Below are 20856 nucleotides of genomic sequence, written 5' to 3'. Positions count from 1 at the left end.
ACATTCCCGATATGCAGACACCCACTTTCGGTGGCGCGGCGCCCCAGGCGCTGCAGATGCCCGGCAGCCGCTACGTCCTCCCGCAGTTCGAGGAGCGCACGGCCTACGGATACAAGCGCCAGGACCCCTACAACAAGCTGTTCGAAGACCGCGTGATCTTCCTCGGCGTTCAGGTCGACGACGCATCCGCCGACGACGTGATGGCGCAGCTGCTGGTCCTGGAGAGCCAGGATCCCGACCGCGACATCATCATGTACATCAATTCGCCCGGCGGATCCTTCACCGCCATGACGGCGATCTACGACACGATGCAGTACGTGTCGCCGCAGATCCAGACCGTCGTGCTCGGCCAGGCCGCGTCGGCGGCGGCCGTGCTGCTGGCAGCGGGAGCGCCGGGCAAGCGCCTGGCGCTGCCGAACGCGCGCATCCTGATCCACCAGCCTGCGATGGGCGAGGCCGGCCACGGCCAGGCGTCGGACATCGAGATCCAGGCGCAGGAGATCATGCGGATGCGCACGTGGCTGGAGGCGACCCTCGCCAAGCACTCGAACAAGACGGCCGAAGAGGTCAACAAGGACATCGATCGCGACAAGATCCTCTCCGCGGAGGAGGCCGTCGTGTACGGCCTCGTCGACCAGGTGCTCACGACCCGCAAGCGCACGCCCACGGCGGCGCTCACGCGCTGACGCCTATGCCGAAGCCCCCGTCGCATCGCGGCGGGGGCTTCGGCGTTGCCCACACGTTGCCGGAACGGCGTCGCAATACGCTCCGATGTCGGTTGCAGAGGTTAGGCTCGATACACCCTGGACCAAGGTCCTGCACGCGACGAGGAGGAGCGCATGGCACGCATCGGTGAGAGCGCCGACCTGTTCAAGTGCTCCTTCTGCGGGAAGAGCCAGAAGCAGGTCCAGCAGCTGATCGCCGGTCCCGGCGTCTACATCTGCGACGAGTGCGTCGAGCTGTGCAACGAGATCATCGAGGAGCGGATGGCGGAGTCGTCCTCCGGCGTGGTCTCCGACTTCGATCTGCCCAAGCCGCGCGAGATCTTCTCGTTCCTCGAGGAGTACGTCGTCGGCCAGGATCCCGCCAAGCGGGCGCTGTCGGTGGCGGTGTACAACCACTACAAGCGCATCCGCGCGCACGGCACGCTTCAGCCCGCCGAACAGCGTGCCGAAGACGTCGACATCGCCAAGAGCAACATCCTCCTCCTCGGTCCCACCGGCTGCGGCAAGACCTACCTGGCCCAGACGCTCGCCAAGCGCCTGAACGTGCCGTTCGCCGTCGCCGACGCCACCGCGCTCACCGAGGCCGGCTACGTGGGTGAAGACGTCGAGAACATCCTCCTCAAGCTCCTGCAGGCAGCCGACTTCGACACCAAGCGCGCCGAGACCGGCATCATCTACATCGACGAGGTCGACAAGATCGCCCGCAAGGCCGAGAACCCCTCCATCACGCGCGACGTGTCGGGTGAGGGCGTGCAGCAGGCGCTGCTGAAGATCCTGGAGGGGACCGTCGCGTCGGTGCCGCCCCAGGGTGGGCGCAAGCACCCGCACCAGGAGTTCATCCAGATCGACACGACGAACGTCCTGTTCATCGTCGCCGGTGCCTTCGCCGGCTTGGAGGACATCATCTCCTCGCGCGTGGGCAAGCACGGCGTCGGCTTCGGCGCCCCGCTGCACGACAAGGGCGGCGACCTCAACCTCTTCAGCGAAGTGCTGCCCGAAGACCTGCACAAGTTCGGTCTGATCCCCGAGTTCATCGGCCGGCTTCCCGTCGTCGCCTCGGTGTCGCCGCTGGATCAGGACGCCCTCATGGAGATCCTCACCGGCCCCAAGAACGCGCTGGTGAAGCAGTACCAGCGCATGTTCGAGCTCGACGGCGTGCAGCTGGAGTTCGAGGAGGAGGCCCTGCGCGCGATCGCGGATCTCGCGGTGGGGCGCAAGACCGGTGCACGCGGACTGCGCGCGATCCTTGAGGACGTGCTCGGCCCGATCATGTTCGACATCCCTTCGGCCGATGACGTCGCCAAGGTGATCATCACGCGTGCCGCCGTCGAAGAGCGCGCCGCTCCCACCCTCGTGCTGCACCAGAAGCGCAAGAGCGCCTGACCGCTGCGGTGTCGGCGACCACCTCTAGCGTGGACGCATGATCCTGGTCGCACCGTTCCGCATCGCCGTCCCCGACGAGGTCCTCGCCGACCTCCGCGAACGGCTGGGGCGCACCCGGTTCCTCGACGACTCGCCCCGTCGGATGCCTTCGGGCATGACGGCGGCCTACCTGCGCGACCTCGTGGCGGCGTGGATCGACTTCGACTGGCGTGCGCGGGAGGCCCAGCTCAACGCGTATCCGCAGTTCACCGCGGAGATCGACGGTGCCCGAATCCATCTCGTCCACCTGCGTGCCCCCGACCCCGATGCGCCCGCCCTCCTGGTGATGCACGGGTGGCCGCACACCTTCGCGCTGCAGCTGGAGTTCGCCGAGCGGTTGCGCGACTTCCACGTCGTCGTGCCCAGCTTCCCCGGGTTCGCCTTCTCCTCGCCGTATCGCGACGCGCCGATGACCGAGGAGCGTCTGGCGCACACGATGCACACGCTCATGACCGACGCGCTCGGGTACGACCGGTACGTCACGTACGGGGAGGACGTGTCGGCGAACGTCAACGACCTGCTCGCCTCCACCCATCCCGACGCGGTACGCGGGATCGTCGCGACGCACGCGCACTTCGGCACGCAGTCCGAGCGCGACGCGGCCACCGAACCGGAGGTGCGGGCGTTCTTCGCGCGCCTGGCCGCCGACCACGGCCTCCACGGTGCGTACGGGCACGTCCAGGCGACCCGTCCGGACACCCTGGCGACCGCCCTCAACGACTCGCCGGCGGGGCTGCTGGCGTGGATCGTGGAGAAGATCGTCGAGTGGGCCGACGTTCCCGCAGACGACCCGCGGGCCATCGAGACCCGCATCGGGCGTGACCGGCTCCTGACCGAGGCGATGATCTACTGGGTGACGCAGTCCGTCGGCACCTCATTCCGCCCGTACTACGAGGGCGCCGACCAGCCGGCGGCCATGTCGCCGACGGATGTGCCCGCGGCCGTCTTCATCCAGCGGCACGAGCACGACTACCCCGAAGTGCTCGCGCGCCGGTTCTACCGCGACCTGCGGGTGTTCGAGCGGCTCTCCGCCGGAGGCCACTTCACCGCGGCGGAGATCCCCGACGAACTGGCCGCGCGTGTGCGATCGTTCGTCGGAGACCTCGCACGGTAACGCGCCGTCAGCCGGCCAGGCCGCGGCGCTTCAGCAGGGGCCCGATCTCGGCATCCCGGCCGCGGAAGTCGCGGTAGGCCTCGAGCGGATCCTTCGCGCCTCCGACACCGAGCAGACGGCGGCGGAACCGGTCGCCGTTCTCGCGGCGCAGCCCCCCGTTCTCGCGGAACCACTCCACCGTGTCGGCGTCGAGCACCTCGCTCCAGATGTAGGAGTAGTACCCGGCGCTGTAGTCGCCGGAGAAGATGTGGGCGAAGTACGTCGAGGCGTACCGCGGCAAGACGGCCGGGTTGTCCAGCCCGATGTCGGCGAGAGCCGCGGCTTCGAACGCGGCGACGTCGATGCTCTCCGCGGCAGCGGTGGCCGACAGGGAGTGCCACGCCTGGTCGAGCCAGGATGCGGCGAGGTACTCGCTCGTGGCGAAGCCCTGGTTGAACGCCTCCGACGCATGCAGCCGGTCCACGACGTCCTGCGCCAGCGGCTCGTCGGTGTCGATGTGGCGCGCATAGTTGGTCAGCACCTCCGGCCACAGCATCCACATCTCATTGACCTGGCTCGGGAACTCCACGAAGTCACGGAAGACGGCAGTGCCGGCGAAGTGGGGATACGCCACGCGCGCGAACAGCCCGTGCAGGGCGTGACCGAACTCGTGGAAGAGCGTCGTGACCTCGTCGAGGGTCAGGAGCGTGGGAGTACCCGGCGCGGGCTTGGCGACGTTGAGGTTGTTGACGACCACGGGTGTCGTGCCGAAGAGCTCCGACTGCGCGACGATCGAGTTCATCCACGCGCCGCCGCGCTTGGTGTCGCGCGTGTAGAGGTCCAGGACGAACAGGCCGAGGGAGGAGCCGTCCGGCTCGAACACCTCGAACACGCGCGCGTCCGGATGGTAGGCGTGCAGGTCGTCGCGCTCACGGAACGTGATGCCGTAGAGCTTCTCGGCGGCGAAGAACACGCCGTCGTGCAGCACTCGCTCGGCCTCGAACCACGGCCGCAGCGCCGCGGTGTCGAGGTCGTACTCTACGGCGCGCACCTTTTCGGTGTAGTAGGCCCAGTCGTGCGCCTCGAGCGCGAACGGCTCGGCCTCGCCGTCGACGATCGCCTGGAGCTTCTCCTGCTCGTGAGCGGCATTGCGGGCCGCCGGGGCGGCCAACCGCCGGAGCATCGCATGCACGGCCTCGGGCGAGCCGGCGGTCTCGTCGGCGGTGACGTACGCGGCGTGGTCGGGGTAGCCGAGCAGCTGTGCCCGCTCGGCACGCAGCAGCACGATCTCGCGCAGCACATCGCGGTTGTCGTGTGCGTTCCCCCGAGCCCCCCGCATGCGGGAGGCGGCGAGGATGCGGCGACGGCTCTCGCGCACCGTCAGAGAGGACAGATAAGGGTGAACGGTGGAGAGCGTCAGCGACACGACGTGCGCGCCGGGGAGCCCACGATCGGCGGCGGCCTGCGCCGTCGCCGAAAGTTCCCCCTCCGTCAGACCGTCGAGCTCGGCCGCATCCTCGAAGACGACGGCCAGCTCGTTCGTGTCGGCGAGGAGGTTCTTCTCGAACGTCGTCGTGAGCACCGACAGTCGCTGGTTCAGGGCGATCAAGCGCTCCTTCGCGGCATCGTCGAGCCCTGCCCCCGCCCGTGACATCTCCCGGAACCAGCGCTGCACGAGATAGCGCTCTTCCTCCGTCCCCGCACTGTCGTCGAGTGCCTCGTGCAGCGTGCTGATCCGGGCGTACAGACCCGCGTCCAGGACGATGGCGTCCTGGTGCGCCGACAGAAGGGGCGCGAGCGCCTCCTCGATCTCCTGGATCTCCGCCGTGGCGTCGGCCGAGGCCACGGTGTAGAAGGTGTGGGCGGCGCGCTCGAGCAGCTCCCCGCTGAGCTCGAGTGCGCGCACGGTGTTCTCGAACGTGGGGGAGTCGTCCTGAGAGGTGACGCGGCTCACGGCAGCCCGTTGTGCGGCGAACGCCTCCTGGAAGGCGGGAAGGTAGTCCTCCGGCCGGATCGCGGAGTAATCGGGCAGGCCGTGGGGAAGTGAGCTTTCGGCGAGGACGGGGTTGGTGCGCTCCATTCCGCCAGCGTAGCGACGAGGCGCCGGACACGAAGCGTCTATGCAAAGAAGCCCTTGCAAAAGTCAGCTTGCAAAGATAGCTTTGCAAGTATGGACGACGGGACGAGTGGCCGGGCATCACGGGAGCCCGCCACGCGGGTGCTGGATGCGGGAGCCCTGCGTGCGCTGGCTCATCCGCTGCGCGTTCAGATCTACGACATCCTCAGCCAGTACGGTCCGCAGACCTCCAGTTCACTCGCGGCGCTGACGGGGGAGTCCTCCGGCGCGACGAGCTACCACCTGCGCGCGCTGGCGCGCCAGGACCTGATCCGGGAGGTGCCCGGACGCGGCACCGCGCGGGAGCGGTGGTGGGAGCGCCCCATCGGCGGCGTTGAGCTCTCCGCCCCAGAAGCCGCACGCACGCCGGCGGGTCGCGCAGCCATGCAGGTGGTCATGACCGAGACCCTCAACCGGCGCCATCAGCAGCTCATGGCATGGGTCGCCACCGCGATGGACACCGAGCCGGAGCAGTGGCGCGAGGGTTCGATCATCTCCTCGGGCACGGCGCGGCTGACCGCGGCACAGCTGGCAGACCTCACCCGCCGCATCCAGACCATCATCGACGAGACCGTCGACACCTATCGCGATCAGCAGGGCGAAGACGTGCGGCCCGTGACCATTCGATCCGACGTCTTCCCGCTGCCCCCGGAAGGAGCCTGAGATGACCTCCCTCGCATCGACCACCCCTCGCTCGCTCGCGCCGTCGTCCGCCGATCGGCTGCTCCTGTGGCTCGCCCGCGAACTGGAGCGCGTCGCTCAGGCCCGCATCCACGCTCGAGCCGAGCGCTCCGCCGCGACTGCCCACCCGGGTGCGGGCCGGATGCCGCGCATGCACGAGCACGCCGCCGCGGTGCACATGGGACTTCTTCCGAGGTGACCGTGTGACCGTGTCGGCCGGTGCCGGGCGTCGAAAGCCGCTGGGACGCGACTTCGGGAAGCTGTGGACGGCTGCCGCCTTCAGCAACCTCGCGGACGGCATCGGCCGCATCGCCGTCCCACTGGTGGCCACGACGCTCACCGGCGACCCGCTGCTGATCGCGCTGCTGTCGGCGGTGTCCTTCCTCCCGTGGCTGGTGTTCGGGCTTCCCGCCGGCATGGTCGTCGACCGATTCGATCGACGCGTCGTGATGGCCGTCGCCAACGGGCTGCGCGCGGCCGTGGCGCTGTGGCTCTCGCTGTGCGCGGTGTGGGGCACCCTCGACATCACGGCCCTGCTGATCGGCACACTGCTGTTCGGCGTGGGGGAGACGCTGTTCGACAACGCCACCAACGCCGTGGTGCCCGGCGTGGTGCGCCGGGATCAGCTCGACCGCGCGAACGGACGCATCCAGACCGCTCAGGTGACGATCGACAGCTTCGTGGCCGCACCGGTGGGCGGCGTGCTGTTCGGCGTGGCCATCGCTGTGCCGCTGTGGGCCGGCGCCGTGGGATTCGTCGTGCCGGTGCTGCTCGCCCTGCTGCTGCCGGCCACCGCTGCGCGGCCGCTGCGTGGACCCGACCCGGGCGAGGCCGTCCCTGCCGCGGTGCCCGCGCGCGAGGCGCTCCGCTACCTGTGGCGGCACCGTTATCTGCGCGCCATGGTGGTGTTCACCTCGGTCATCGGCTCCGCGCTGACGTTCGCGCAGGCCACCATGGTGCTGTACTTCCTCGACGAGCAGCACGTGCCCCCGGCGGCGATCGGCTTCGTCACGGCGGGGATCGGCGTCGGAGCCGTGCTCGGCGCCCTCGTCGCATCGCGACTGGTCGAGCGATTCGGACGAGGAGCGGTGATGTTCAGTGCGAACCTCGTGTGCGCCGTGGGCCTGGCGTGCACGTGGCTGGCGCCGGGTCCCCTGCCGGCGGCGGCGTCGTACGCGGTGTTCGCCTTCGCCGTCTCCATCTGGAACGTGCCGTGGGGCGCGCTTCGCCAGCAGATCGTGCCGGGACACCTGTTCGGACGCGTGCTGGGAGTGAATCGCATGCTGACGTGGGGACTGTTCCCCATCGCGACGGTGATCGGCGGATGGGTGGCCCGGTTCGATCTGCGCCTGCCGTTCGCCATCGCCGCCGGCGTCGTCCTGGTCGCCGCGCTCGTGAGCGCGCGCCTGCTCATCCGCGGCACCCGGGAAGCCGGCGCCGAGGCCGACGCCGCATCCGTGGGTGAGGGCTAAGAGATCCCGGTGTCGTCGTCCTTGCGGACGACGACCTCCCCGTCAGGACTCAGCGTGACGATCACGCCGGTGTCCAACTCCGCGACGGGCCGGTGCTCGAGCCACGTCAGCGTCCATCGCGGCGTGGGCTGGTGGGCCAGCTGGTCGGCCGGGATCAGGCGCTCCACAGCAGCGATCTGAGCGTGCAACGCCTCCGGCACCGCTGCCGGGGGCCGCTCACCCATGCTCCAACGTGTTCCCAGCTGCATCAGTCCTCCTGCGGGCTCAGCGTGATGGCGACGACGGCCGTCGCCTCCCCGTCGATGATCTCGAGCTGCTCGATGCGACCGACCGCCCGCAGATCGCCCTCCGCCAGTCGCAGGGCGTCCGCGCGCGGCGAGGCGATCGTGATCGAGGCGACCGCGGTCTTCTGCGACACCTTGGCCTCGGTCTTGGCGCGGCGGATGCCGATGAGGGCCTCGCCGACGGCGGACAGGACCGCAGGGTCGCCGTCGATGCCGAGCTGCTCAGGCCAGGTCGCGGTGTGCACCGATCCTTCGTTGAACCACGACCACGTCTCCTCCGCGGCGAAGGCGAGCACCGGGGCGAACAGGCGGACGAGAGTGGACAGCGCCGTGCGCAGCGCGAGGGCTGCGGACGCCTGACCCGCATCCGTGCGGTCGTACGCGCGCTCCTTCACCAGTTCGAGATAGTCGTCGCAGAACGTCCAGAAGAACGCCTCGGTCACTTCCAGAGCGCGCGCGTGGTCGTACGCGTCGAACGCCTTGGTCGCATCCCGGACGACCCGGTCGAGCGCGGCGAGCATCGACGCATCCAGTGCGTGCGTGACCTCCGCCCCTTCGGGCACGGGGAAGGACAGGACGAACTTGGCGGCGTTGAGCAGCTTGATCGCGAGGCGACGCCCGATCTTGACCTGCGTCGGGTTCTGCGGGTCGAACGCCGCGTCGGCGCCGAGGCGGCTGGATGCGGCCCAGTAGCGCACCGCGTCGGTTCCGTGCGCGTCGAGGATGTCGGCGGGCGTCACCACGTTGCCCTTGGACTTGGACATCTTCTTGCGGTCGGGGTCGACGATGAAGCCGGAGATGGCCGCATCCGTCCACGGTGCGCGGTGGTCCTCCAGGACGCTGCGCACCATCGTGGAGAACAGCCACGTGCGGATGATGTCCTGCCCCTGCGGGCGCAGGTCGAACGGGGCGACGAGGTTCCACAGCTCCTCGTCGCGCTGCCATCCGCCGGCCAGCTGCGGCGTGAGGGAGGACGTCGCCCACGTGTCGAAGATGTCCTTCTCGCCCTCGAACCCTCCGGGCACGCCGCGCTGATCCTCGGTGTAGCCGTCGGGTGCGTCCGTGGTCGGGTCGACCGGGAGACGCGCCGGGTCGGGCGTCAGGACGCGGTCGTAGTCGCGCTCACCGTTCTCGTCGAGGGCGTACCAGACCGGGATAGGCACGCCGAAGAAGCGCTGGCGCGAGACGAGCCAGTCGCCGGTGAGGCCGTTCGTCCAGTTCTCGTATCGGACGCGCATGAAGTCGGGGTGCCAGCCCATGCCGCGGCCCATCTCGATGAGGGTCTCGCGCAGCTGGGGGTCACGGGCGCCGTTGCGCAGGTACCACTGCCGGGTGGAGACGATCTCCAGCGGACGGTCGCCCTTCTCGTAGAACTTCACCGGGTGGGTGAAGGGCTTGGAGACCTCGAGCAGCTCACCGGATTCCTGCAGGAGTTCCACGACGCGCTTCTTGGCGCTGAAGACGGTCTTGCCCGCGAGTTCCGCGTACGCCGCCTTCGCCGCATCCGTGACGATCACGTCGGGAGCCTCGGGGAGTACGCGGCCGTCCTTGCCCAGCATCGTGCGGTTGGGCAGATCCAGTTCGCGCCACCAGATGATGTCGGTGACGTCGCCGAAGGTGCAGATCATGGCGATGCCGGTGCCCTTGTCCTTCTGCGCGAGCGGGTGCGCGAGCACGGGGACCTCGACGTCGAACAGGGGCGTGCGCACGGTCTGGCCGAAGTAGGGCTGGTAGCGCTCGTCGTCCGGGTTGGCCACGAGGGCCACGCATGCGGGGAGGAGTTCGGGACGCGTCGTCTCGATGAGGATGTCGCCGGATCCGTCGGTCTTGTGGAATGCGACGCGGTGGTAGGACGCCTGCTGGTCGCGGTCTTCCAGTTCGGCCTGGGCGATGGCGGAGCGGAAGTCGATGTCCCACAGCGTCGGGGCCATCGACTGATACGCCTCACCGCGCTCGAGATTGCGCAGGAAGGCGAGCTGGCTGGTCCGGATGGTGTCGTCGGAGATCGTCCGGTAGGTCTGCGTCCAGTCCACCGAGAGCCCGAGCTGGCGGAAGAGATCCTCGAACTGCTTCTCGTCCTCGAGGGTCAGCTGCTCGCACAGCGCGATGAAGTTGCGGCGGCTGATCGGGATCTGATCGGCCGGCTTGAGGCTCTTGGCGTCGCCGCGGAACGGAGGAGTGAAGTCGGGGTCGAACGGCAGCGAGGTGTCGCACCGCACGCCGTAGTAGTTCTGCACGCGCCGCTCGGTGGGCAGGCCGTTGTCGTCCCAGCCCATCGGGTAGAACACGGTCTTGCCGCGCATGCGCTCGAAGCGCACCTTGACGTCGGTGTGGGTGTAGCTGAAGACGTGGCCGATGTGCAGGCTCCCCGACGCCGTGGGCGGCGGGGTGTCGACGGAGAAGACGCCGGTGCGACCGGCGTCGCGTGCGCGTGCGCGGTCGAACAGGTACGTGCCCTGCGCGGACCACGCCGCATCCCACTTCTGCTCGAGACCCTCCAGGGCGGGCTTGTCGGGAATGTGCGCGTCGGCCATCGGGTCTCCTGGATATGTGCGGCACTGTGTGAGCGTGCCTGAGTGTGGGATCCCGTCGATTCTATCGTTCGGCTACGGCCGCGTTCGGCCCGAGCGGGAATGCGGGGGCGTGCGACCGCGTTGATCGACTGCGTCCAGAAATTGGATACGGTTGGCTACACCCCTTCTTTGTCTCGAGGTCCACGATGCCTTCTCCCCGCTTCCGCCGGCTCCTCCCCGCCGCGCTCGCCGCGATCGCGGCACTGACTCTCAGCTCGTGCGCCGGCTCCGGTGGCGACGCCGACGGCGGCGGTGAGGTGGTCTGGGCGATCGAAGGGGCGAACCTGTCCGCCGGGCACATGGACCCGCAGACCAGCCAGCTGGATGTCTCGGCCATGATCCAGCGCGTGGTCCTGGACTCGCTCGTGCACCAGGAGCCGGACGGCTCGTTCTCGCCGTGGCTCGCGGAGGAGTGGGAGATCGAGGACGACGGCGCCGCCTACGTGTTCACGCTGCGCGAGGGCGTCACCTTCCACGACGGCGAGGTTTTCGACGCGGCCGCGGTGAAGGCCAACTTCGATCGCATCGCCGACCCGGAGACCGCATCGGCCCAGGCGGCGAGCATGCTCGGCGGCGAGTTCTACGCCGGAACCGAGGTCGTGGACGACAGCACCGTCCGCGTGAGCTTCACGCAGCCGTACGCGCCGTTCCTGCAGGCGGCGAGCACGGCGCTGCTCGGGTTCTACTCGCCGGCCGTGCTGGAGGAGTCCGCCGACCAGCTCAAGGCCGGCGGCCCCGGGATCACGGTGGGCACGGGCCCGTTCGAGCTGACGGAGTACACCCCCGACCAGGAGATCGTGTACACCCGCAACGACGACTACGCGTGGGGCCCGTCGGGCGGGGATGCTGCGCAGTTCGAGACCCTGCGCGTGGAGATCCTGCCGGAGGCGTCCGTTCGCGCCGGTGTCGTGGAGAGCGGCGAAGCCGACCTGGCCAGCAACATCCCCCCGAACCTGGCCGCCGAGCTGCCGGACTCCCTCACCGTGGACTCCGTGGAGTACCCCGGGCTGCCGTACTCCCTGTACCTCAACGAGGCGTACGGCGTGTTCGCCGATGAGCGCGTGCGCCAGGCGTTCGCACGCGCCATCGACATCGACACCGCGGTGACGGAGATCTTCCACGGGCAGTTCCCGCGCGCATGGAGCATCCTGGGATCCACGACGCCCGCGTACGACCCCTCGCTGGAGGGGACGTGGGAGTTCGACCCCGAGCGGGCAGGGCAGCTCCTGGATGAGGCCGGGTGGACCGAGCGCGACAGCGAGGGCTACCGAACGAAGGCTGGAGCGCGCCTGTCGGCTCGGTGGATCGCGTGGACCCCGGTGCCGGATGACCGCGTGGCCCTGGCCAATGCGATCCAGTCCGACCTCAAGGCGGTCGGATTCGAGATCGTGCGTGAAGTACTGGAACCCGGCGCCTACAACGAGCAGTACGAGCCGAAGACCTTCGACCTGACCGACTGGGGCTTCTCCGGCGTCGATCCGGATCTGCTGCGCAGCCACCTGCACAGCGACGGATTCCAGAACGCCTCGCAGGTCAGCGACCCCGCGGTGGACGGCCTGCTCGCGCAGGGCATCGCGACCACCGATCAGGACGCCCGCACCGACATCTACGCGCAGGTGCAGCAGTGGAACGCCCAGCACGTCGCGATCGTGCCGCTGTACAGCCCGTCGCTCATCACAGCCGTCGGTGAGACCGTCTCCGGGCTCGCCTACGATCTGTACGGGCGCCCGCTGTTCTACGACGTCACGCTGGACTGACGCCGGCGCGCACGGCGTCGGGCACCCGGTCCGGAGGAGACGATGACCCGCGACGGTGCTGCGCGCGTGCTGGCGCGCCTGGGGCGCATGGCCGTCTCCGTCGTCGTGGTGCTGTGGGGGGCTGCGACGCTCGCGTTCATCGCGTTCCGGCTGATCCCCGGAGATCCGGTCGACGTCATGCTCGGGCCGCAGGCGCAGGTGAGCGACGCCGTCAAAGACGGCATCCGCGCCGAGCTGGGCCTGGATCGACCGCCGTGGGAGCAGTACATCGCGTACCTCGGCGGTCTGCTGCGCGGAGACCTGGGGGAGTCGTATCAGCTGCGGATGCCGGTGGCCGAGGTGATCGGCCGGCAACTGGCGCCCACGCTGCAGCTGACGGCGACGGCGCTCCTTCTGGCCGCGGTGCTGGCGCTCGCCGTCGCGCTCCTGGCGCGGGGGCGCGTCGCGCGCGGCACGGTCGCGACCGTGGAGCTCATCATCCTGTCGTCCCCGGTCTTCTGGATCGGACTCGTGCTGCTGAGCGTCTTCGCGTTCGGGCTCGGATGGTTCCCGGTGTCCGGCACCCGCAACCCGGCGACTCTCGTGCTCCCCGCCGTGACCCTCGCCCTGCCGGTGGCCGCCCTCCTAGGGCAGGTGCTGCGGGACGGGATCGAAGCGGCCGAACGCCAGCCCTTCGCGACCACGGTGCGCGCACGGGGTGCCGGTACCGCGTGGCTCACGCTGCACCACACCCTGCGCCATGGCGCGACGGGGGCCGTCACCCTCGCGGCGTACTTCGTGGGATCGCTCCTGGGCGGGGCCGTGCTGGTGGAGACGGTCTTCGCGCGGCCGGGCCTGGGCAGGGTCACCCTGTCTGCCATCACCGATCGCGACCTGCCGGTGGTCACGGGGATCATCCTGCTGAGCGCGCTGGTCTTCGTGGTGGTCACGCTGGTCGTCGAGCTGCTGTACCCGATCCTCGATCCGCGCTTGCGCGATGCCGGCGCCACGGCCGCGCGGGTGCGGAGCGTGTCATGAGCGTCGGGGGGCGCGTGCGGCTCAGCGCCGCGGTGGCGGTGCTGGTCGTGGTGGCGCTGATGGCCGTCGCACCGCAGGTGTTCGCGACGGCCGACCCGCTGCAGACCGACGTCACGCAGGCGCTTCTTCCTCCCAGCGCCGAGCACTTCTTCGGCACCGACCAGAGCGGGCGCGACGTGTACTCCCGCGTCGTGTACGGCGCGTCGCGGTCCCTCGGGATCGGGCTGCTGGCGACGAGCCTCGCTCTCGCGATCGGCCTCGTGATCGGGGCGCTGTCGGGCGTCGCGCCTCGACTGGTGGATGCGGTGGCCATGCGTGCCACCGACGTGCTGCTGGCCTTCCCGGAGTTCCTGATCGCGCTCGTGGTCGTGGCCGTCCTCGGCCCCGGCAGCGCCAACGTCGCCATCGCCGTGACGATCGCCGCGATCCCCGTGTATGTGCGTCTGGCTCGTGCGCAGACCCGGACGCTGCGCACCGCAGAGCACGTCGAGGCCGCTCGGATCCTGGGTGTGCCGGCGCCGGCGGCATTCGCGCGGCACGTGCTTCCGGCCGTGCTGGGCGCCCTCAGCGTGCTCGCGACGATCGGCATCGGCTCCAGCATCCTGGCCGCGGCCGGCTTGAGCTTCCTGGGCCTGGGCCCGACCGAGCCCACCCCCGAGTGGGGGCTGATGCTCTCGGGCGGGCGGAACGTGCTGGGGCAGGCGTGGTGGGTCGCCGTCTTCCCCGGCGTCGCGATCACCCTCACGGTGGTGGCGGCGACGGTTGCGGGCCGCACCCTCCGAGCCCGCGCGGACGGGCGGACGCCATGACCGGGCTGCGGGTGCGGGGCCTGCGCGTCGCGTTCGGAGCATCCGCCGTCGTGGACGGGGTGGACCTCGACGTCGCGCCGGGGGAGTGCCTCGCGATCGTCGGGGAGTCCGGCGCGGGCAAGACGCTCGCGGCCCGCGCCCTGCTGGGGCTGACCCCCGCCAGCGCCGTCGTCACCGCCGACGAGCTCGAGGTCGACGGCGTCGACGCCCGGGCGCTGGGGGAGCCGGGCTGGCGCCGGCTGCGAGGAGCGCGCGTCGCTCTGGTGTCGCAGGACGCCCTGGTGTCGCTGGATCCGCTGCGGCGCATCGGCGCGGAGGTGGCCGAGCCGCTGCGGCTGCATGAGCCGCGGATGCGGCGCGCCGCGCGCCGCGCGCGTGTGCACGATCTCCTCGCCGACGTGGCTCTCCCGGACCCGCCGCGCCGTGCCCGCCAGTACCCGCACGAGCTGTCGGGCGGTCAGCGTCAACGCGCGCTGATCGCCTCCGCGCTGGCCGCCCGTCCGGCCATCCTCATCGCCGACGAGCCGACGACGGCGCTGGATGCCACCGTCCAGGCGCGCGTGCTCGATCTCCTCCGGAACATCGCCGACGGCGGCGTCGCGGTCGTCCTCATCAGTCACGACCTCGCCGCGGTGCGGCGCATCGCCGACCGCATCGCCGTCATGCGCGACGGCCGGTTCGTGGAGACCGGGACCGCGGCCGAGGTCCTGGGTGCGCCACGCCATGCGTACACGCGGGCGCTCGTGGATGCGGCGCGCCACGAGCCGCGTGCCGTGTCGGCCCCGGAGGGTCCGGCGGTGCTCACCGTGCGGCGCGTGACGAAGTCGTTCGACCGGCCCGCCGTGCGCGACGTCTCCCTGGACGTGGCGGCCGGGCGCACCCTGGCCGTGGTCGGCGAGTCGGGGTCGGGCAAGACGACGCTGGCCCGCATGATCGTCGGTGCCACGCGGCCGGACGCCGGCGAGGTGCGCATCGACGGCATGACGTGGGGCAGCGGACATGACGCGGCCCTGCGGCGCCGCGTGCAGTTCGTGCACCAGAACCCGCTGGGCGCCTTCGATCCGCGCTGGAGCGTCGGCCGGTCGCTGCGGGAGGCCCTGGCAGCGGGCGGCATGCCGCGTGCGGAACGTGACGCCGCGGTGGTGGCCTTGCTCGCGGAGGTCGACCTGGACCCCGCCCTCGCCCGCCGTCGCCCCGCGCAGCTGTCCGGCGGACAGCGCCAGCGCGCCGCCATCGCCCGGGCACTCGCGCCGGCCCCGGGCATCCTGGTGCTGGACGAGCCGGTGTCGGCTCTGGACCCCACCGTGCGCGAACGCGTGCTGGCCCTCCTCCACCGGCTCCAGCGGGAGCGGGGGCTGACCATGCTGTTCGTCTCGCACGACCTCGGCGTCGTGGCCTCCGTGGCCGACGAGGTCGTCGTCATGCAGGAGGGCGCCGTGGTGGAAGCGGGGCCGACGGCGGCGGTGTTCGCCGCGCCGCAGCATCCGTTCACCCAGGAGCTGCTCGCCGCGCGGTAGCCCGCGGGCGGGTACAATCGTGCACACGAGCATCGATCCGGCCATCACCGGGGAGCTCTCGGAAGAACAGGGCGATCGGCCCCCAGTAGAACCGAGCGGGTCAGGCCCGTCACAGCCGCAGTGAGAGAGGGCTCCGCTCGGCGCGAAACGCCGGGGAGTCACGCGGGGTGGTACCGCGGTCCGCAAGGGTCGTCCTCGCAGGTGAACACCGACCTGCTGGAGAGAGATGACCTACCCGAAGTCCGCGTTCGGACCCGCTGCCGATGCATCCACGAGCCCGGCGGCCGTCGTGCCCAGCCCACGGTTCCCGGCCATCGAGGCCGACACGCTCGCGTTCTGGCGCGACGACGACACCTTCCGCGCGTCGATCGCGCAGCGCGACGGCGCCGAGGAGTGGGTGTTCTACGACGGCCCGCCCTTCGCCAACGGACTGCCGCACTACGGCCACCTGCTCACCGGCTACGCCAAGGACGTCTTCCCGCGGTTCCAGACCATGCGCGGCCGCAAGGTCGACCGCGTGTTCGGCTGGGACACGCATGGCCTGCCCGCCGAGCTGGAGGCGATGAAGCAGCTCGGGATCACCGAGAAGGACGAGATCGAGCGGATGGGCGTGGCGACCTTCAACGCCAAGGCGCGCTCGTCGGTGCTGGAGTACACGCACGAGTGGCAGGACTACGTGACCCGCCAGGCGCGCTGGGTCGACTTCGACCGCGGCTACAAGACGCTGGACACGACGTACATGGAGTCGGTCCTGTGGGCCTTCCAGACCCTGTACGACAAGGGGCTCGCGTACGAGGGCTACCGCGTGCTGCCGTACTGCTGGCGCGACGAGACCCCCCTCTCCAGCCACGAACTGCGCATGGACGACGACGTCTACAAGACCCGGCAGGACCCGTCGGTCACCGTCACCTTCCCGCTCGTGGGGGCCAAGGCGGAAGTCCTCGGACTCACCGGCGTCCGCGCACTGGCGTGGACCACGACGCCGTGGACGCTCCCGACCAACCTCGCCCTCGCGGTGGGCCCCGGCATCCGCTACGTCGTGGTCCCGGGGGGTCCGGCCGGCGCCGCCGACGTGCACCGCACCCCCGGCGGAGAGGCCGACGACGCCATCGAGACCTCCGCGCACCGTTACCTGCTGGCCGAGGACCTGCTTCCCGGCTACGCGAAAGACCTCGGCTACGCCTCGGCGGAGGAGGCCGCGGCAGCCGTGGAGCAGACGGTCCTCGGTGCAGAACTCGTCGGCGTGGCCTACGACCGGCTCTTCGACTACTACGCCGACGCCGACCAGTGGGGCACGCAGGACGCGTGGCACATCCTCGCCGACGACTACGTCACCACCACTGACGGAACCGGCATCGTCCACCAGGCGCCCGCCTACGGTGAGGACGACAAGCGGCTCGCGGATGCCGCCGGTCTGCCGACGATCCTCTCCCTCGACGACGGCGGGCGGTTCCTGCCGGAGGTCGCGGACGTCGCCGGGATGCTGTGGATGGACGCCAACACGCCGCTCATCCGGCTGCTGCGCCAGAGCGGACGGCTCGTGCGCGAGGCGAGCTACGAGCACGCCTACCCGCACTGCTGGCGGTGCCGCAACCCGCTCATCTACAAGGCGGTGTCGAGCTGGTTCGTCCGGGTCACCGACATCAAGGACCGCCTGATCGAGAACAACGCGCAGATCACGTGGGTTCCCGAGAACGTCAAGGAGGGGCAGTTCGGGAAGTGGCTCGAAGGCGCCCGCGACTGGTCGATCAGCCGCAACCGGTACTGGGGCTCACCCATCCCGGTGTGGAAGAGCGATGACCCGGCCTACCCCCGCGTCGACGTGTACGGCTCGCTGGAGCAGATGGAAGCCGACTTCGGCCGCCTTCCCCGCAACCAGCAGGGCGAGGTCGACCTGCACCGCCCGTTCATCGACGAGCTCACGCGGCCGAACCCCGACGACCCCACCGGGCAGAGCACCATGCGGCGCATCGAGGACGTGCTCGATGTCTGGTTCGACTCGGGCTCGATGCCGTTCGCCCAGGTGCACTACCCGTTCGAGAACGCGCAGTGGTTCGACGAGCACGCACCGGCGGACTTCATCGTCGAGTACATCGGCCAGACGCGCGGCTGGTTCTACGTGATGCACGTGCTGTCCACCGCCCTGTTCGACCGGCCGGCGTTTCAGGCCGTCTCGGCGCACGGGATCGTGCTCGGAAGCGACGGGCAGAAGATGTCGAAGTCGCTGCGCAACTACCCCGACGTGCGGGAGGTGTTCGACCGCGACGGATCCGACGCGATGCGCTGGTTCCTGATGGGCAGCTCCGTGCTGCGCGGGGGCAACCTCGTCGTGACCGAGGAGGGCATCCGCGCCGGCGTGCGGGAGTTCCTCCTGCCGCTGTGGAACGCGTGGTACTTCTTCGCCACCTACGCCAACGTCGCCGGCCCTTCGACCGGCTCAGGGACCGGGGGGTACGAGGCGGTGTGGCGCACCGACTCCACCGACGTGCTCGACCGCTACATCCTCGCCCTCACCGGGGAGCTCGTCCGCGACGTCGCCGCCGACCTCGACGCACTGGACTCGACGACCGCGTGCGAGCGGCTGCGCGACTTCGGCGAGGTGCTGACCAACTGGTACATCCGGCGCTCGCGCGACCGGTTCTGGCTCGGAGTCAGCGAGGACGACCCGTCCTCGACCGAGGCGTTCGACACGCTCTACACGGTGCTCGAGACCCTCACGCGCGTCGCCGCCCCGCTGCTTCCCCTCGTGACCGAGCGGGTGTGGCAGGGCCTCACCGGCGGCCGCAGCGTCCACCTGGCCGACTGGCCGGATGCGGCCGCCTTCGCCGGCGCGGAAGACATCCGCGCGGCGATGGACGCGGTGCGCGAGGTCTCGCGGGTAGCCAACGCACTGCGCAAGAAGGAGGGCAAGCGGGTGCGTCTGCCGCTGCCGCGCCTGACGGTGGTGATGGACAACGCCCACGCCCTGCGGCAGTTCGAGGGCATCCTCCGCGACGAGCTCAACGTCAAGCGCGTGGATCTGGTGGAGCTGGAGCCGGAGACGGCCGCGGAATACGGCATCTCGCACCGCTTGACGGTGAACGCGCGTGCCGCAGGTCCGCGCCTGGGCAAGCTCGTGCAGCAGGCGATCAAGGCCGCGCGCTCGGGCGACTGGCACGAGGTCGACGGTGTCGTGACGGCCGGAGGGATCGCGCTGGAGCCCGGCGAGTACGAACTCCTCGTCGAGACGGCGGGACGCCCCGAGGGCGAGGCACTGGCCGTGCTGCCCACCGGCGGCTTCGTCGTCCTGGACACCACGACCAACGAGGCGCTGGAGGCCGAGGGCCTGGCGCGGGACGTCGTCCGCGCGGTGCAGGACACGCGGAAGGCCGCGGGCTTCGACGTGAGCGACCGCATCCGTCTCGTGCTCGCCTTCGACGACGACGCCGACGCGGCCGCGGTGACGACGGCCTTCGACGTCGCCGACATCGCGGGGGAGACCCTCGCCCGCGAAGCCTGCGTCGTCACCGGCGGTGCCACGGTGCTCGCCCGCGGAACGCTGCGCTCGACGCCGGACGCCGACGCCGAGCACACCGGCGAGTTCCCCGCGGGTGCCTTCGCCAACGCCGGCGCGTTCCGCGTCGGGGTGACCCGCCTGGGAACGGAGGAGGACGCATGAACGACCGCGCGCGAGCCGACGCGGTGTACACCGCGCTGTTGCAGCGACAGGGCGAGCAGTGGGTGCAGCCGCGCGTGGAGCGCACGCGGCGGGTGCTCGAGCTGCTCGACGATCCGCAGCGCACCTACCGCGTGATCCACATCACCGGCACCAACGGAAAGACGTCCACGAGCCGCATCATCGAGAGCCTCGTGCGCGCGCTGGGCCTTCGCACCGGCATGTTCACGAGCCCGCACCTGGAGCGCTTCACCGAGCGGATCCTGATCGACGGCGAGCCGGTCTCCGACGCCGCCGTGGCCGACGCGTGGGACGAGATCGCCCCCTTCGTCGACCTCGTCGACGCGGAGCTGGCCGGCGCCGGCGACGCTCCGCTGACGTTCTTCGAGCTGCTCACGGTGCTCGCCTTCGTCGTGGCCGCCGACGCCCCCGTCGATGTCCTCGTGCTGGAGGTGGGGATGGGCGGGGCGTGGGACTCCACGAACACCGCCGACGGCGACGTCGCCGTGATCACCCCCGTCGATCTGGATCACACCGATCGGCTGGGCTCGACGCTCGCCGAGATCGCGCGCGTGAAGTCCGGCATCATCAAGGACGGCGCGGCCGTGGTCTCGGCCCGTCAGGATGCGGCCGTCGCCCGCGTGCTGCGCGAGGCCGCAGCCGCCCGTGGGGCGACGATCGCCTTCGAGGGCGAGGACTTCGCCCTCGCGGAGCAGCGTCTGGCCGTGGGGGGACAGCAGATCTCGGTGCGCGGCCTCGCCGGCACCTATGCGGAGGAGTATCTGCCGCTGTACGGGGCGCACCAGGGCGCGAACGCCGCGCTGGCGATCGCCGCCGTGGAATCCCTCATCGGCGGCGCATCGCAGCCGCTGACGGCAGAGGTCGTCGGCGACGGTCTGGGTCAGGTGACCTCGCCCGGGCGTCTGCAGCTGGTCGGTGCCCATCCCACGGTGCTCGTGGACGCGGCCCACAACCCCCACGGTGCCCGGGCTCTCGTCACCGCCCTGCGCGAGTCGTTCGACGTGGACGAGTGGGGCGTCGTGCTCGGCGTGCTGGGCGACAAGGACGCGGCGGGGATCGTCGAGACCCTGGCTCCCGTCACCGCGCACCTGTTCGCCACCGCCCCCGACTCCGAGCGGGCGAGCGACCCCGACGCGCTGGCCGACCTGGCCGAGGCGTCCGGGCTGCCCGTGACGGTGCATCACGGGGTGGAGGACGCCGCGGATGCGGCGCGCGAGTGGGCCGCGGCATCCGATCGCCGCGCGGTCGTGATCGCCGGCTCGGTGGTGCTGGCCGGCGAGGCGCTGCGCGTCGCCGATGTCGAAGGCTGGAAGGACGGGTGGCAGCGATGAGTCCGCGCGTCCGGCGGCCACGGGGCGCGGCGGAGTCGCTGGGTGCCGTCGTCCTCGGTTTCGAGTCGATCGTGGTCTTCCTCGGCGGCCTCGTCGTGTTCGGCCTGAAGGAGGTGCCGCCCGGGATCGAGCCGTGGTGGGCAGTCGTGGCCGGCAGCGTCCTGGCGCTGCTCATGGTCATCACCGCGGGGCTCCTGCGGCACCGCTGGGCCATCGTCGTGGGGTGGGTGCTGCAGATCATCCTGGCCCTCGGCGGCCTGCTGCTGCCGGCCCTGGTGGTCGTGGCGCTCATTTTCGGCGGCATGTGGGCGTATGCGACGATCAAGGGGGCGGCCCTGGATCGACGCAACGCCGCCGTGCACGGACCCTCGAACGGAGAATGA

At 70.5% G+C, this 20856-nt stretch carries 16 protein-coding genes; 13 read left to right on the top strand and 3 right to left on the bottom strand.

Features of this window, described 5'->3' with window-relative positions; genetic code table 11:
- The first annotated feature begins 11 nt into the window (after positions 1-11).
- The 3 genes from E4K62_RS09860 to E4K62_RS09850 all read left to right on the top strand — a co-directional run bounded on the left by E4K62_RS09860 (position 12) and on the right by E4K62_RS09850 (position 3261).
- Positions 12-686, top strand: coding sequence for an ATP-dependent Clp protease proteolytic subunit (locus E4K62_RS09860; RefSeq protein WP_135066896.1), 675 nt, complete (start codon positions 12-14; stop codon positions 684-686).
- Between the two features lie 153 nt (positions 687-839).
- Positions 840-2108, top strand: coding sequence for an ATP-dependent Clp protease ATP-binding subunit ClpX (clpX, locus tag E4K62_RS09855; protein ID WP_135066893.1), 1269 nt, complete (start codon positions 840-842; stop codon positions 2106-2108).
- A gap of 37 nt (positions 2109-2145) precedes the next feature.
- Positions 2146-3261: an epoxide hydrolase family protein gene (locus tag E4K62_RS09850; RefSeq protein WP_135066890.1), complete on the top strand. Its 1116-nt coding sequence runs from the start codon at positions 2146-2148 to the stop codon at positions 3259-3261.
- 7 nt (positions 3262-3268) lie between these two features.
- Here the strand turns inward: E4K62_RS09850 and E4K62_RS09845 are convergent, their stop codons facing one another.
- The gene (locus E4K62_RS09845; RefSeq protein ID WP_135066887.1) at positions 3269-5320 is read right to left on the bottom strand and encodes a M3 family metallopeptidase; all 2052 of its coding nucleotides are present in this window, start codon (positions 5318-5320) and stop codon (positions 3269-3271) included.
- 90 nt (positions 5321-5410) lie between these two features.
- Here E4K62_RS09845 and E4K62_RS09840 point away from each other — a divergent pair, with 90 nt between their 5' ends.
- The 3 genes from E4K62_RS09840 to E4K62_RS09830 are packed head-to-tail and all read left to right on the top strand — an operon-like array spanning position 5411 to position 7509.
- On the top strand, positions 5411-6019 hold the full coding sequence (locus E4K62_RS09840) for a winged helix-turn-helix domain-containing protein (protein ID WP_135066884.1): 609 nt from the start codon (positions 5411-5413) through the stop codon (positions 6017-6019).
- 1 nt (position 6020) lies between these two features.
- The gene (locus tag E4K62_RS09835; protein WP_135066881.1) at positions 6021-6236 is read left to right on the top strand and encodes a hypothetical protein; all 216 of its coding nucleotides are present in this window, start codon (positions 6021-6023) and stop codon (positions 6234-6236) included.
- Between the two features lie 4 nt (positions 6237-6240).
- Positions 6241-7509, top strand: coding sequence for an MFS transporter (locus E4K62_RS09830; protein WP_135066878.1), 1269 nt, complete (start codon positions 6241-6243; stop codon positions 7507-7509).
- Here E4K62_RS09830 and E4K62_RS09825 read toward each other — a convergent pair.
- The gene (locus E4K62_RS09825) at positions 7506-7757 is read right to left on the bottom strand and encodes a hypothetical protein (RefSeq protein WP_135066875.1); all 252 of its coding nucleotides are present in this window, start codon (positions 7755-7757) and stop codon (positions 7506-7508) included. The genes E4K62_RS09830 and E4K62_RS09825 overlap by 4 nt on opposite strands.
- Positions 7757-10327 (bottom strand): valine--tRNA ligase, encoded by a 2571-nt coding sequence (valS, locus tag E4K62_RS09820; protein WP_135066872.1) that lies wholly within the window; start codon positions 10325-10327, stop codon positions 7757-7759. The genes E4K62_RS09825 and valS overlap by 1 nt, the downstream gene beginning before the upstream one ends.
- 185 nt (positions 10328-10512) lie before the next feature.
- Between valS and E4K62_RS09815 the strand changes: the two genes are divergently transcribed.
- The 7 genes from E4K62_RS09815 to E4K62_RS09785 all read left to right on the top strand — a co-directional run bounded on the left by E4K62_RS09815 (position 10513) and on the right by E4K62_RS09785 (position 20856).
- A complete protein-coding gene (locus tag E4K62_RS09815) occupies positions 10513-12123 on the top strand; it encodes an ABC transporter substrate-binding protein (protein ID WP_135066870.1) in 1611 nt (536 codons plus the stop codon).
- A gap of 42 nt (positions 12124-12165) precedes the next feature.
- On the top strand, positions 12166-13140 hold the full coding sequence (locus E4K62_RS09810; protein WP_135066867.1) for an ABC transporter permease: 975 nt from the start codon (positions 12166-12168) through the stop codon (positions 13138-13140).
- On the top strand, positions 13137-13949 hold the full coding sequence (locus E4K62_RS09805; protein ID WP_135066864.1) for an ABC transporter permease: 813 nt from the start codon (positions 13137-13139) through the stop codon (positions 13947-13949). The genes E4K62_RS09810 and E4K62_RS09805 overlap by 4 nt, the downstream gene beginning before the upstream one ends.
- Positions 13946-15466: a dipeptide ABC transporter ATP-binding protein gene (locus E4K62_RS09800; RefSeq protein WP_135066861.1), complete on the top strand. Its 1521-nt coding sequence runs from the start codon at positions 13946-13948 to the stop codon at positions 15464-15466. Before E4K62_RS09805 ends, E4K62_RS09800 begins: the two co-directional genes overlap by 4 nt.
- Before the next feature lie 226 nt (positions 15467-15692).
- The gene (gene ileS, locus E4K62_RS09795; RefSeq protein WP_135066859.1) at positions 15693-19124 is read left to right on the top strand and encodes an isoleucine--tRNA ligase; all 3432 of its coding nucleotides are present in this window, start codon (positions 15693-15695) and stop codon (positions 19122-19124) included.
- A complete protein-coding gene (locus E4K62_RS09790) occupies positions 19121-20473 on the top strand; it encodes a bifunctional folylpolyglutamate synthase/dihydrofolate synthase (RefSeq protein ID WP_135066857.1) in 1353 nt (450 codons plus the stop codon). The genes ileS and E4K62_RS09790 overlap by 4 nt, the downstream gene beginning before the upstream one ends.
- Complete coding sequence (locus E4K62_RS09785; RefSeq protein WP_205805744.1) at positions 20470-20856, top strand: DUF4233 domain-containing protein; 387 nt, start codon at positions 20470-20472, stop codon at positions 20854-20856. The genes E4K62_RS09790 and E4K62_RS09785 overlap by 4 nt, the downstream gene beginning before the upstream one ends.

The sequence above is a fragment of the Microbacterium wangchenii genome, assembly GCF_004564355.1.
Taxonomy (GTDB): Bacteria; Actinomycetota; Actinomycetes; order Actinomycetales; family Microbacteriaceae; genus Microbacterium; species Microbacterium wangchenii.
Note: the sequence above shows the minus strand (reverse complement) of the source record. Positions and strands in the feature narration are given on the sequence as shown.